Source organism: Nocardioides sp. NPDC057772, from assembly GCF_042798075.1.
Taxonomy (GTDB): domain Bacteria; phylum Actinomycetota; class Actinomycetes; order Propionibacteriales; family Nocardioidaceae; genus Nocardioides.
Map to the genome: position 1 here is coordinate 1 of NZ_JBHVKN010000153.1, position 12,158 is coordinate 12,158.

The 12,158-nt window shown below is 69.1% G+C and carries 13 protein-coding genes; 7 read left to right on the top strand and 6 right to left on the bottom strand.

Annotated features, from left to right (window positions below; translation table 11 throughout):
• Nucleotides 1-34: 34 nt before the first annotated feature.
• The gene (locus tag ACFVJS_RS20660) at nt 35-406 is read right to left on the bottom strand and encodes a phosphomannose isomerase type II C-terminal cupin domain (RefSeq protein WP_378884229.1); all 372 of its coding nucleotides are present in this window, start codon (nt 404-406) and stop codon (nt 35-37) included.
• A 141-nt stretch (nt 407-547) separates the two neighbouring features.
• Entirely contained in the window at nt 548-1,714 is a 1,167-nt protein-coding gene (locus ACFVJS_RS20665) for a nucleotide sugar dehydrogenase (protein ID WP_378884232.1), read from the bottom strand.
• A gap of 89 nt (nt 1,715-1,803) precedes the next feature.
• On the opposite strand from ACFVJS_RS20665, the gene ACFVJS_RS20670 reads away from it, so the two are divergent.
• The 5 genes from ACFVJS_RS20670 to cysC all read left to right on the top strand — a co-directional run bounded on the left by ACFVJS_RS20670 (nt 1,804) and on the right by cysC (nt 6,596).
• Entirely contained in the window at nt 1,804-2,091 is a 288-nt protein-coding gene (locus tag ACFVJS_RS20670; RefSeq protein ID WP_378884235.1) for a helix-turn-helix domain-containing protein, read from the top strand.
• A complete protein-coding gene (locus ACFVJS_RS20675; RefSeq protein ID WP_378884238.1) occupies nt 2,091-2,942 on the top strand; it encodes a HipA N-terminal domain-containing protein in 852 nt (283 codons plus the stop codon). Before ACFVJS_RS20670 ends, ACFVJS_RS20675 begins: the two co-directional genes overlap by 1 nt.
• A 169-nt stretch (nt 2,943-3,111) precedes the next feature.
• The gene (gene cysD, locus ACFVJS_RS20680) at nt 3,112-4,026 is read left to right on the top strand and encodes a sulfate adenylyltransferase subunit CysD (protein WP_378884241.1); all 915 of its coding nucleotides are present in this window, start codon (nt 3,112-3,114) and stop codon (nt 4,024-4,026) included.
• The gene (locus tag ACFVJS_RS20685; protein WP_378884244.1) at nt 4,026-5,276 is read left to right on the top strand and encodes a sulfate adenylyltransferase subunit 1; all 1,251 of its coding nucleotides are present in this window, start codon (nt 4,026-4,028) and stop codon (nt 5,274-5,276) included. The genes cysD and ACFVJS_RS20685 overlap by 1 nt, the downstream gene beginning before the upstream one ends.
• A 111-nt stretch (nt 5,277-5,387) precedes the next feature.
• Nucleotides 5,388-6,596 carry an adenylyl-sulfate kinase gene (gene cysC / locus ACFVJS_RS20690; RefSeq protein WP_378884247.1) on the top strand — a complete coding sequence of 403 codons (1,209 nt, stop codon included), beginning with the start codon at nt 5,388-5,390 and terminating at the stop codon, nt 6,594-6,596.
• Nucleotides 6,597-6,719: 123 nt separating this feature from the next.
• On the opposite strand, the gene ACFVJS_RS20695 is transcribed toward cysC, so the two are convergent.
• A complete protein-coding gene (locus tag ACFVJS_RS20695; RefSeq protein WP_378884250.1) occupies nt 6,720-8,636 on the bottom strand; it encodes a calcium-binding protein in 1,917 nt (638 codons plus the stop codon).
• Nucleotides 8,637-8,871: 235 nt separating this feature from the next.
• Here ACFVJS_RS20695 and ACFVJS_RS20700 point away from each other — a divergent pair, with 235 nt between their 5' ends.
• The gene (locus ACFVJS_RS20700) at nt 8,872-9,096 is read left to right on the top strand and encodes an adenylyl-sulfate kinase (RefSeq protein WP_378884253.1); all 225 of its coding nucleotides are present in this window, start codon (nt 8,872-8,874) and stop codon (nt 9,094-9,096) included.
• A 9-nt stretch (nt 9,097-9,105) separates the two neighbouring features.
• On the opposite strand, the gene ACFVJS_RS20705 is transcribed toward ACFVJS_RS20700, so the two are convergent.
• Nucleotides 9,106-10,254, bottom strand: coding sequence for an FAD-dependent oxidoreductase (locus ACFVJS_RS20705; RefSeq protein ID WP_378884256.1), 1,149 nt, complete (start codon nt 10,252-10,254; stop codon nt 9,106-9,108).
• A gap of 110 nt (nt 10,255-10,364) precedes the next feature.
• Here ACFVJS_RS20705 and ACFVJS_RS20710 point away from each other — a divergent pair, with 110 nt between their 5' ends.
• The gene (locus ACFVJS_RS20710; protein WP_378884258.1) at nt 10,365-10,937 is read left to right on the top strand and encodes a TetR family transcriptional regulator; all 573 of its coding nucleotides are present in this window, start codon (nt 10,365-10,367) and stop codon (nt 10,935-10,937) included.
• 148 nt (nt 10,938-11,085) lie between these two features.
• Here ACFVJS_RS20710 and ACFVJS_RS20715 read toward each other — a convergent pair whose 3' ends face one another.
• Together ACFVJS_RS20715 and ACFVJS_RS20720 are read right to left on the bottom strand one after the other, a co-directional pair.
• Nucleotides 11,086-11,910, bottom strand: coding sequence for a 3-keto-5-aminohexanoate cleavage protein (locus ACFVJS_RS20715; protein ID WP_378884261.1), 825 nt, complete (start codon nt 11,908-11,910; stop codon nt 11,086-11,088).
• Nucleotides 11,911-12,027: 117 nt separating this feature from the next.
• The coding region (locus ACFVJS_RS20720) for a DUF1416 domain-containing protein (protein ID WP_378884264.1) at nt 12,028-12,158 on the bottom strand (131 nt) is incomplete at its 5' end.

The following is a 12,158-nucleotide window of genomic DNA, read 5'->3' on the forward strand; positions in this document are numbered from 1 at the left end:
GGGCACTGCCCCGCCGCGTACGTCGTTGGTGGTCTCAGGCGGTCGCGGTCTTCTCGACCTCGGCCCGGCCGAAGTCGTCCTCGAGCCGGACGATGTCGTCCTCACCGGTGTAGCCGCCGCGCTGGACCTCGATGATCGAGAGCGGCTCGTCGGTCTCGTTGCAGATGCGGTGGGCCTGGCCGACGGCGACGTCGACGGACTCACCCGGACCGGCGATGGTGGTCACGCCGTCGATGATGCAGGTCGCCTTGCCGTAGATGACCACCCAGTGCTCGGAGCGGTGGGTGTGGGTCTGGTAGGAGAGGCGGCTGTTGGGCAGCACCTCGATCCGCTTCACCTTGTAACCCGGACCGACGTCGATGACGTGCCACGAACCCCAGGGACGGGTCTCGGAGTCACCAGCCATGATGTTGCCTCATTCCTAGACACTGAACAGAAGACGCGACAATAACTGTACGCATCCGCGCACGGTTCATTCCGAACCGATGTTCACCGGCCCGTTACCCGCAGGTCGCCTACGGGAGCAGATCTTCCCCGCCGGAGCCGCTCAGTCGCGCCCGTAGATGTCGCGTGTGTACACCTTGTCGGCGACGTCGGCGAGCACGTCGGTGCGTCGGTTGGCGATGATCACGTCGGCCCGCTTCTTGAACTCCTCGAGGTCCTTGATGATCTCGGAGTGGAAGAACTCCGGCTCGTCGAGCTCGGGCTCGTAGATGATCACCTCGACGCCCTTGGCCTTGATCCGCTTCATCACACCCTGGATCGAGGACTCGCGGAAGTTGTCCGAGCCCGACTTCATGATCAGCCGGTAGACGCCGACGACCTGCGGCTCACGGCGCAGGATGTCGGTGGCGACGAAGTCCTTGCGGGTGGTGTTGGCCTCGACGATCGCCGAGATGAGGTTCTGCGGGACGTCCTGGTAGTTCGCCTGCAGCTGCTTGGTGTCCTTCGGCAGACAGTAGCCCCCGTAACCGAAGCTCGGGTTGTTGTAGTGCGAGCCGATTCGCGGGTCCAGGCCGACACCCTCGATGATCTGGGTCGTGTTGAGGCCGTGGGTGGCGGCGTAGGTGTCCAGCTCGTTGAAGTAGGCGACCCGCAGCGCCAGGTAGGTGTTGGCGAACAGCTTGATCGCCTCGGCCTCGGTGGCACCGGTCATCAGCACCGGTACGTCGGGCTCGAGGGAGCCCTCGAGGAGCAGCTCGGCGAACCCCTTCGCGGCCGCGGAGTCGTCGCCGACGACGATGCGGGAGGGGTGCAGGTTGTCGTGGAGGGCCTTGCCCTCGCGCAGGAACTCGGGGCTGAAGAAGAGCGTCGCCTCCGGGTGCTGCTCACGCTTGGCCGCGATGTAGCCGACCGGGATGGTCGACTTCACCACGATCGCCGCCTCGGGCGCGTAGGTGACCGCGTCCGCGATCACGCCGTCGACGGTCGAGGTGTCGAAGTAGTTCGTGGACTCGTCGTAGTTCGTCGGGGTGGCCACGATGACGTAGGCGGCGCCGGCGTAGGCGTCCTCCTTGTCGAGGGTCGCGCGCAGGCCGAGCTCCTTGGTGGCCAGGAAGCTGGTGATCTCGGCGTCCTCGATCGGCGTCTTGGCCGCATTGACCAGGTCGACCCGCTCCTGGGAGATGTCCAGGACGACGACCTCATGCTTCTGCGCGAGCAGGACGGCGAGGGACATCCCGACGTAGCCCACGCCGACAACGGTGATCTTCATGGTCGGACTGTAAGCAGCGGTTCGAGCACGGGCACAGCGACTTGCGCAGTCCATGTTCCCGTACGGGAACATCACGTACAGTGTTCACCGTGCCGTCGCCGTACCTGACCTCACCGGCCGCCTTCGGGGCCGCCGTGCGCTCGGCCCGCCGCCGCGCCGGCCTCACCCAGGGCGACCTGGCGCACCGTGCCGGGGTGGGCAGGCGGTTCGTGGTCGACGTCGAGTCCGGCCACCCGCGAGCCGAGCTCGGCAAGGCCCTCGCGCTCCTGGAAGTCCTCGACGTCTACCTCGCCCCCACGCAGCTCGTGCCGATCGCCCCGCCGCTCGAGGACGTCGACCTCGACGCCGTCCTCGCGCAGTGCCTCGTGAACCCCTGATGCGAGAGCTGTACGCCTTCGCCGGCCGCCGCCGGATCGGCACCTTCCGTCAGGCCGGCGACCGGATCGACTTCGTCTACGCCGAGACCGCCGGCCCCACCCCCGTCTCGCTCTCCCTCCCCCGCACCGGCCCGGCTCTGTCCCCGGGAGCCGCCCGCGCCTGGCTCGACAACCTGCTCCCGGCCCGCGAGGACGTACGCCGCCGATGGGCGCGCGAGCGAGGCCTGCCGGACACCGAGCCGATGACGCTGCTCGCCTCCTACGGCGACGACCTCGCCGGGGCGGTCTCGCTCTCGGCCGACCCCGACCTGCCCTGGCGCCGCGCCCCGCATCCCGTCGAGGCGCCCCTGCCCGAGATCGCGACCCGGCTCGCGGCGCTGCGCAACCAGCCCACCTCGTGGCTCGACCAGCGGGCCCGGCCGCGGTTCTCCCTCGGTGGCCACCGGGGGAAGTTCGCGCTGCGGCGGGCCTCGGGAAAGTGGCTCTGGCCGACGTACGAGCATCCGTCGACGCACATCCTGCGGCCGACGACGCCCGAGGAGGCCACCGCGCTGATCACCGACCTCGACCGGGCCCGATCCGACGGGATCCCGGCCACGCGCACCGAGCTGGTCAGCTTCGGTGCGCAGCCGGCGCTCGTCGCGGAGCGCTGGGACCGGCTCGGCGGGCGGCGCATCCATGCCGAGACGATCCGGCAGGCGCTGGGGCTGCGGCAGGACGAGACCGTCGAGCCCGGCGGCGTACGCGATCTGTTCCTGCGCCTCGGGCTGGGACAGCCACCTGTGGACGGCCTGGACCGGATCGCCTTCCTGCTGGCCGGGGACCGGGTCGTCGTGGCGCCGCGGCGTTGACGGATCTCGCCGGCGACATCTCACCGTGCGGGTGGGGCTACCGAGGGACCGCCCGCTCCTGCGTACACTCGGAGTCCAGCCCACGCGGGGATGGGACATTTCGCCGTGCCGTGGAAGCCGCCACTAGCATGGGCGCCTCAACCTGACGGAGAGGTCCTCTGGTTCCGTAATGACTGCAACACACGCCGACTACCGGCTCAGCCAGCTCGACCAGCTGGAAGCCGAGTCGATTCACATCTTCCGCGAGGCCGCGGCAGAGTTCGAGAAGCCTGTTCTGATGTTCTCGGGCGGCAAGGACAGCATCGTGATGCTGCGACTTGCGGAGAAGGCCTTCTTCCCGGCCAAGATCCCGTTCCCGGTCCTCCAGATCGACAACGGCCTCGACTTCCCCGAGGTCGCCGAGACCCGTGACCGCTGGGTGCAGCGGCTCGGGGTGCGCCTGGTGATCGCGAGCATCGACGACGCCATCGCGCGCGGCATCGTCGTCGACGACGGCAAGACCTCGCGCAACCGCCTGCAGACGCCGACGCTGCTGAACGCGATCGAGGAGAACGGCTTCACCGCCGCCTTCGGTGGCGGTCGCCGCGACGAGGAGAAGGCCCGCGCCAAGGAGCGCGTCTACTCCCACCGGGACGAGTTCGGCCAGTGGGACCCCAAGAACCAGCGCCCCGAGCTCTGGTCGCTCTACAACGGTCGCCTCCACGAGGGCGAGCACATGCGGGTCTTCCCGATCTCCAACTGGACCGAGCTGGACATCTGGGACTACATCGGCCGCGAGGGCATCGAGATCCCCTCGGTCTACTTCGCCCACCGGCGCCGGGTCTTCGAGCGCGACGGCATGCTGCTGACCGAGACGCCGCTCAACCCGCTGCGTGAGGGCGAGGTCGTCACCGAGCGCACCGTCCGCTACCGCACCTGTGGCGACATGACCCTGACCGGCTGTGTCGAGTCGACCGCCTCCACCATCCCCGAGATCATCGAGGAGGTCGCCGCCGCCCGGGTCACCGAGCGTGGCGCGACCCGCGGTGACGACCGGTTCTCCGAGGCCGCCATGGAGGACCGCAAGAAGGAAGGTTACTTCTGATGGCCATGGACCTTCTCAGGTTCGCCACCGCCGGCTCGGTCGACGACGGCAAGTCCACCCTCATCGGACGGCTGCTGTTCGACTCGAAGTCGATCTTCACCGACCAGCTCGAGTCGGTCGAGAAGACCTCGCAGGACAAGGGCCACGGCTACGTGGACCTCTCGCTGCTGACCGACGGTCTCCGCTCCGAGCGCGAGCAGGGCATCACCATCGACGTGGCCTACCGCTACTTCGCGACGCCCAACCGCAAGTTCATCATCGCCGACACCCCCGGCCACGTGCAGTACACGCGCAACATGGTCACCGGTGCCTCCACCGCCGACCTCGGCCTGGTGCTGGTCGACGCTCGTCACGGCCTGACCGAGCAGTCTCGCCGCCACGCGGTGCTCCTGTCCTTGCTGCGCGTGCCGCACCTGGTGCTGTGCATCAACAAGATGGACCTCGTGGACTACTCCGAGGAGGTCTACAAGAAGATCTCCGCCGAGTTCACCGCGTTCGCGACCAAGCTCAACATCCCTGACCTCGAGGTCATCCCGATCTCGGCGCTCCAGGGCGACAACGTGGTGCAGCGCTCGGAGAGCATGTCGTGGTACTCCGGCCCGACCCTGATGCACCACCTCGAGCACGTCCACGTCGCCTCCGACCGCGACCTGGTCGACGTGCGGCTCCCGGTGCAGTACGTCATCCGGCCGAAGTCCGACGACCACCACGACTACCGCGGCTACGCGGGTCAGGTGGCCGGTGGCGTGCTCAAGCCGGGCGACGAGGTCATGGTGCTGCCCTCGGGCATGACGTCGAAGATCGCCGGGATCGACCTCTTCGACAAGGAGATCCCCGAGGCGTTCCCGCCGATGTCGGTGACGGTCCGCCTCGAGGACGACGTCGACGTGAGCCGCGGCGACATGATCTCGCGGGTCAAGAACGCCCCCGAGCCGAGCCAGGACATCGACGCGATGATCTGCTGGATGACCACCGCTCCGCTGCGTCCGCGGCAGAAGCTGGCCATCAAGCACACCTCCAACTCGGCGCGGGCGCTGGTCAAGGACATCCAGTACCGCCTCGACGTCAACTCGCTCCACCGTGACCTGGAGACCAAGGAGCTCGGCCTCAACGAGATCGGTCGCGTCCAGCTGCGCACCACCAAGCCGCTGCTGTGCGACCCCTACTCGAAGAACCGCACCACCGGCTCCTTCATCCTCATCGACGAGGCGACCGGCGTCACCGTCGGCGCGGGCATGATCAACGACTAGCGAGCGTTCAGCGAGACACGAGTCGGCGCGTTTGCATCGCCGTCTTTCGAGCGAAGCGAGAAAGCAAGGTGCGAACGCGCCGACTCGTGGTGAGCCCCATAAGGTTGCCCCGTGCCAGTGCCGCAGTTCTCCCCGTCCCCGCGCGAGCTCGACGACATCGAGCTGATCGTCTCCGGCGCCCTCCCCGGTCCGCTGAACGCCCCCGGGTCGCCGTTGACGCTCTCCCTGCCGCCCGCGGTCGCCTCGGCCGCGGCCGAGAACGGCTCGGTCGAGATCGTCGACCCCGAGGGCCTTCCGCTGGCACGGGTCACCTGGCCCGCCGGCGAGGTCACCGGCCTCTCCTCCCCCGCCTATGGTCCCTTCCGGCGCCTCTACCTCACCCCGGCGCAGACCCGGACGACGTACGCCGGGCGGACGGTGGTCCCGGTCACCGACGCGCTCACCACCACCGAGATCGCCGAGATCGCGGAACTCGGGCCGGTGCTGCTGCTCGCCCTGGTCGGCCACGGCACCCCGGCGCTCTCCCCCGTCGCGCTGCTGCGCGCCTCGCTGCTGGCCGCGGACGCCCTGCCCGATGCGGCCGTCGTCGCGGTGCCGCTGGCAGCTCACGACGACCCCGAGGCCGACCATGCGCTCGGCGTGGCGGTCGTGGCTGCGTACGCGGGTGGGGATGCGGTGCACGCGCTCGCTTCCCCGGCGTCGGACGACTACCCCGACGACATCGCCGCGGTCATCGACGCCGACCAGCCCGCCGCCGAGGACCAGGGCCTGGTCATCTTCTTCACCGGGCTGTCCGGCTCCGGCAAGTCGACGCTGGCCCGTGCGCTGATGGACCGGATCCTCGAGCAGGGCGCCCGCACGGTCACCTCCCTCGACGGCGACGTCGTGCGCCGCAACCTCTCCGCCGGGCTGACCTTCTCCAAGGAGGACCGGGAGACCAACATCCGCCGGATCGGCTGGGTGGCGGCCGAGATCTCCCGCCACGGCGGCCTCGCCGTCTGCTCCCCCATCGCGCCCTTCGACTCCACCCGCCAGGATGTCCGCGGCTTCGTCGCCGACGCCGGCGGCGCCTTCTTCCTGGTGCACGTGGCCACACCGCTGGAGGAGTGCGAGCGGCGCGACCGCAAGGGCCTCTACGCCAAAGCCCGACGCGGCGAGATCCCGGAGTTCACCGGGATCTCTTCTCCCTACGAGGAGCCGGCCGACGCCGACGTACGCGTCGACACCACCGGCCGCTCGATCGACGAGGCGTTGGAGGACGTCATCGCCGGCCTGCGCGAGGCCGGCTACCTCGACCTCGAGCGCGTCCCGGGGCAGTAGTTCCTCCAGGGCGCGTCGCCGCCGCGCAGAACCTCAGCGAAATTGGCCGGCGAGCAACCTGATCGAGCATCAACGACGCGACGCGACATCTCCGACCGACCGCCGGATGTTCGGGCGAAATTCTTAGGGAATACGGACCCGCCGCTCGACCGACGTTGACCAGTCACGGCCCCGGCCGCCGTCGCCGTAATCCCGACCCATGCCTCCGTAGAGGCGGTCTGGGCCAGCGGCTCCGTAGAGCCGGTCGTCTCCTGGGCCGCCCTCGAGCCGATTAGTGGCGGCATTGCCGGTGAGCGCGTCGGCCCTGGATGTGCCGACGAGCCCTTCGACGCCACGGAGTGTCTCCGTGCCTGCACCACCTGTGCTCTGAGCGGTCGTACGCGCAAGTGAGACCTTGACCGGACTGGTGACAGCGGCGTACGAGACGATGTCGAACCCGCTGCCACCATCGACACGGTCGTTGCCGAGACCGGGGCGGATCCGGTCGTTCCCCGCACCACCGAGCAACACATTTGCGCCCGAGCTGCCGACGAGGATGTCGGCATACCTACTGCCGGTCAGGTTCTCAACCTGGGACAACGTATCGGTGCCGTACCTCCCCTGTACCTTGGAGAGGGTGGCGACCACACCGGCCGGCGCTGTCGCATAGGACGCGGTGTCCGTCCCTGAACCGCCGATCAGGCGGTCGTCGCCGCCTCCGGCCAAGACGTCGTTGCCTCCGCCGCCTTTGATCACGTTCGATGCCGAGTTTCCGCTCAGTACGTCGGCATGGCCACTGCCAGTCAGGTTCTCGACGCTGCGGATCGTGTCGGTTCCTGCGGCTCCGGTCGCCCAGGAAAGGCTCGCACGTACGGCACCGGACGCTGTCGCATAGCTCACGGTGTCAGTGCCGCCGTCGCCGACGATCATGTCGGCTCCGGAATCTCCGGAGAGCACGTCATTGTCGTTGGCAGCATCCAGACGACCATTGCCGAGGATCGTGTCGTCACCCGCCCCGCCGGAAATCCTGTCGTTGCCCAGCTCGCCGGCGATCCGGTTGTTCCGGGCGTCGCCGGTGAGCACGTCGGCGTACGCCGAGCCGATGATCCCTTCGGTGCTGATGGTGGTGATCGTCTGGCCCCCATAGGTGCGGGTGCCGTCACCTGCGTCGTAGGTGACGGCCCGGTCGGACCTGGAGAAGTCGACCGAGTCCTGGCCACCGCCACCGTCGAACGTGTCGATCACCGGCAGGGTGGTGCTCAGGTCGGGTCGCCACGAGATCGCGAGGCGGTCATCACCCTCGCCGGCCTTCACCGTCGTCCCGGCGAGGCAGGACCACGAGCCGCCCAAGAGGCTGGTCGCGGTGCTGAACACCACATCGGCACCACCCCTGGCGTCGACGTCACAGAAGGCGCCAGCGCTCACACGGTCGCCGTAGCCCGTCAAGACCAACCTCGTGCCGGCAAGGCTGATCCGGTCCTGGACGGTCATCGGGACGATCGCGTCGGACTCCTCACCCTCGACCCAGACCGTCGGGTCCGACCTGCCACCATCGACATGCGCGGCGGCAGTGGCCAGCTCGTAGGAGATGACGAGGCCTTCGCGAGCGTGGAAGCGGTCGTATCCGATACCGCTGTAGACCACGTCCGCGCCACCACGTCCGTCGATGTCTGATCCTGCGAGTGAGGCCGTCAGGACGTCCTCGTACGAAGTGCCGAGGATGTTCTCGACGCCGACCAGACTGTCCGCCCCGCCACCGCCCGTGTTCTGCACGGCCGTGCTCGACAGCGCGACACTGACGCCCGCGGTGGCGTCCTGGTAGCTGACCTGGTCCTTTCCGGCGCCGAGGTCGACATGGTCGTTGCCGCCACCGTCGCGGCTCCGGTCATCGCCGGCACCGCCGAAGATCTTGTCGTTCCCCGGCCCTCCCCTGAGCGTGTCCGCTCCGTCGTCACCGCAGACGATGTCGTCACCAGCGCGCCCGTCGATCACATCTGCCTCGGCGGTGCCGAGGATCACGTCGTCACCCTCCGTCGGAGCGTCGCCGGTCGCGAGGTTCACCGTGACAATGGAGCCATCGCACGTCGGGACCGACTGGGCCGACGCGGGGACGTTCCAGGCGAGGGCGGCAACAGCGAGAAGCACACTCGCGGCGTACGGAGACCAGCGTCGGATCATGAATGGCTTCTTCGTGTGCGGTGGGCGTGGGTTTCGTAAACATACCCCGGCGGGCACGCCGGTATGTACTGATCCGGAAACGATCGGCCGGCGGGGCGACTCGTTAACCCCGAGCCCCATGAGCGCACAGGCCTCGTCCCGACCCAACGGCACCCACTGCGCGACCTCGGCGGCCCGCAAGGCCCGACGCGGCGAGATCCCGGAGTTCACCGGGATCTCTTCTCCCTACGAGGAGCCGGCCGACGCCGACGTACGCGTCGACACCACCGGCCGCTCGATCGACGAGGCGTTGGAGGACGTCATCGCCGGCCTGCGCGAGGCCGGCTACCTCGACCTCGCCTGAGCTCCGCGCTCAGCGGTCGCGGTAGACCAGCCCGGACAGGCGCCAGGCGAGCATCGTGCGGAAGCGCGGGAGCCGCGCGAGCGTGGACAGCACCAGGTTGCGTACGCTCCGCCGGACTCCGTGCGCGATGCCGAACCGGGTCAGGCGGTCGGAGAGCTCGATGACCTCCTGGGCAACCGGACGGCGACGGGAGGCGTAGTCGTCGAGGGCGGCGTCGTCGCCGGTGATCGTGGCGACGAGGGCGTCGCCGAGGACGACGGCGTCTTGGAGGCCGGTGTTCATGCCCTGGCCGCCGGCCGGGCTGTGCACGTGCGCGGCGTCGCCGGCGATCAGCACCCGTCCGGCGCGGTAGGCGTCGGCGACGCGGTGGTGGACCCGGAAGCGGGATCCCCACACCACCTCGGTGACCGTGACCGGGCTCTCGAGGCTGCCTCGCCGGTCGAGGAGGCCCTGGACGTAGTCGACGTCGGGCTCCTCCGGGGCGTCGGGGACCGGTGCTACGAACCGGAACGAGCCGTCGGGCAGGGGTGCGGAGACGAGGGTGCCCTCGGGCGAGAAGTAGAGGATGACCTCGTCGTGCGGCAGGTCACCCTCGACACGTACGTCGGCGAGGCTGAACGACTCGGCGTACTTGCCTCCCGGGAAGCCGATCCCGGCCTTGCCGCGCACGGTGGAGTGCATGCCGTCGGCGCCGACGAGGTAGCGGGCGCGGATCTCGGTGCCGTCCTCAGCGGTGGCGGTGACCCCGGTGTCGTCCTGGACGAGGTCGACGAGGGTGAGCGGCCGGCGGACGTGGCCGCCGAGCTCGGTCAGGCGCTCCAGGAGGATGCGCTCGGTGACCGCCTGGGAGACCATCAGGGCGTAGGGGAAGTCGGTGGGCAGGTCGTCGAAGCGGATCGGCACCAGGATCTTGTCGCGGTCACGGATGGTGAAGCGTGGCGCCTCGATCCCCTCGGCGATCAGTCGCTCGGAGACACCGAGGCCGGCCAGGACCTCCAACGTGCGGGCGTGGACGACCGCGGCCCGCGAGGTGTTGTCGCCGGAGGCCTGGTTGTCGATGACGGTGACGTCGATGCCGGCAGCGGCCAGCGTGGCCGCCGCTGCGAGCCCGGTGGGACCGGCGCCGGCGACGAGGACATCAGTGGTGATGGTGGACATGATGCTCTCCTTGGTCTGGTTGTGGTCAACGGGTGTTGGCCAACTGATGTTGACCAAGGTAGCGCGGCGCCACGGTTGACGTCAACGGGTGTTGGCCTACACTTGTTGGCATGACCGAGACCCGCCGATCCGGAGCCGAGAGCCGCGAACGCATCCTCGCCGTCGCGCGCGAGCACTTCGCGCGACAGGGATTCGACCGCACCACCATCCGCGCGATCGCCTCCGAGGCGCGGATCGACCCCTCGATGGTGATGCGCTACTTCGGCAGCAAGGAGGAGCTCTTCACCGCCGCCGCGGCGATCGACCTGGCGCTGCCCGACCTCGCCAGGATTCCCGTCGAAGAGGTCGGCCGGACGCTCGTCGCCCATTTCGTACGCACCTGGGACTCCGACGGCACCCTGATGGCCCTCCTGCGCCGCGCCGCCTCGGACCCCGCCGCCGCGGAGCAGATGCGGAGCATCTTCGCCGCCCAGGTCGCCCGCGCCGTGGCCCCGGTGTGCCCCGACCCGTCCCAGGCGCCGCGCCGCGCCGCGCTCGCCGCCTCCCAGCTCCTGGGCATCGCCCTGGGCCGCTACATACTCGTGCTTCCGCCCATCGTCGACATGGACATCGACGAGATCGTCGGCTGGGTCGCGCCGACGATCGACCGCTACCTCACCGCCGAGTCGGCTCCTTCTGACTGAAATCCATGCCGAGCCGGCGCAAATGTCCCGCAGGAGCCCGCCGAGTCGGCGCAAGTGTCCCGGCCCAGCGACCGTTCACAGCGGAGACCGGGACAGATGCGCCGACTCGGCGACTTGAAACGGGACAGACGCGCCGACTCGGCGGGGGTCAGCGCTTCAGGCCGAGGAGAGCCCAGGCCTCGTCGGTGCTCATCGGCCCACGCTGGGCGACCGCGGCAGCCTCGACGGCGCGCTCGACGAGCTGGCGGTTGGCGTCGACCGGGACACCCTTGGCAAGGGTGAGGACGTCCTCCATCCCGACACGCAGGTGTCCACCCATGGCCAGCGAGGTGAGCATGACCGGGAGGGTCGAGCGGCCGATGCCGGTCGCCGACCACGAGGTCACCTCGGCCGGCAGGGCCGCGACGGCTGCGACCAGGGCTGCAGAAGTGCCGGGCATGCCGCCAGGGACACCCATGACGAAGTCGACGTGGACCTTGCCGCCCGCCGGCAGTCCGTACTTCCCCAGCAACCGCTCCAGCGCGGCGACGTGCCCCAGGTCGAAGAGCTCGAACTCCGGCACCACGCCGCGCTCCTGGGTGAGCTGGTAGAGCTCGGTGATGAACGGCCACGGGTTGGAGAAGACGTCGTCGCCGAAGTTGGTGGTGCCCATCGTCAGCGAGCAGGAGTCCGGGCCGGCGTCGAGCACCTTCAGCCGCTTGTCGAGCGGGTCGTGCACCGAGCCGCCGGTGGAGAGCTGCACGATCAGCTCGGTCTTCTCGTGGAGCGCGTCGACCGTCTCGGTGAGCCGTCCGAGGTCGAGCGTCGGCGCATGGTCGTCGTCGCGGATGTGGACGTGGATCATCCGCGCGCCGGCCTCCTCGCACTCGATGGCTGTCGCGACGAGCTCCTCCAGCGTCGTCGGCAGCTGCGGGCAGTCTTCCTTCGCGGTCTCCGCCCCGGTCGGCGCCACGGTCACAAGCAGTCCAGTCACCCGAACAATCTAGCGCCATTCAGGCGATTCGCCGCAATATCTCCATCAGAAGATGGCAAAACGACGTGGGAACCCCGGCGTCAGCCAGTGACACCGGGGCTCCCACGTCAGGGATCGTCAGCCGATCGGGATCGTCACCTCGGCGACGTTGCCGACCGCGGCGTGGACCTTCTTGTCCACCGGCTCCGCCTTCGGCGCGAGCGTACGCAGGGTCCACTCGCCGTCGCCGGCGAAGAACCGGAAGTGGC

Coding starts and splice junctions, on each gene's coding strand:
- ACFVJS_RS20660 (WP_378884229.1), bottom strand. CDS start 406: ATGGCTGGTGACTCCGAGACCCGTCCCTGGGGTTCGTGGCACGTCATC.
- ACFVJS_RS20665 (WP_378884232.1), bottom strand. CDS start 1,714: ATGAAGATCACCGTTGTCGGCGTGGGCTACGTCGGGATGTCCCTCGCC.
- ACFVJS_RS20675 (WP_378884238.1), top strand. CDS start 2,091: ATGCGAGAGCTGTACGCCTTCGCCGGCCGCCGCCGGATCGGCACCTTC.
- cysD (WP_378884241.1), top strand. CDS start 3,112: ATGACTGCAACACACGCCGACTACCGGCTCAGCCAGCTCGACCAGCTG.
- ACFVJS_RS20685 (WP_378884244.1), top strand. CDS start 4,026: ATGGCCATGGACCTTCTCAGGTTCGCCACCGCCGGCTCGGTCGACGAC.
- ACFVJS_RS20700 (WP_378884253.1), top strand. CDS start 8,872: ATGAGCGCACAGGCCTCGTCCCGACCCAACGGCACCCACTGCGCGACC.
- ACFVJS_RS20705 (WP_378884256.1), bottom strand. CDS start 10,254: ATGTCCACCATCACCACTGATGTCCTCGTCGCCGGCGCCGGTCCCACC.
- ACFVJS_RS20710 (WP_378884258.1), top strand. CDS start 10,365: ATGACCGAGACCCGCCGATCCGGAGCCGAGAGCCGCGAACGCATCCTC.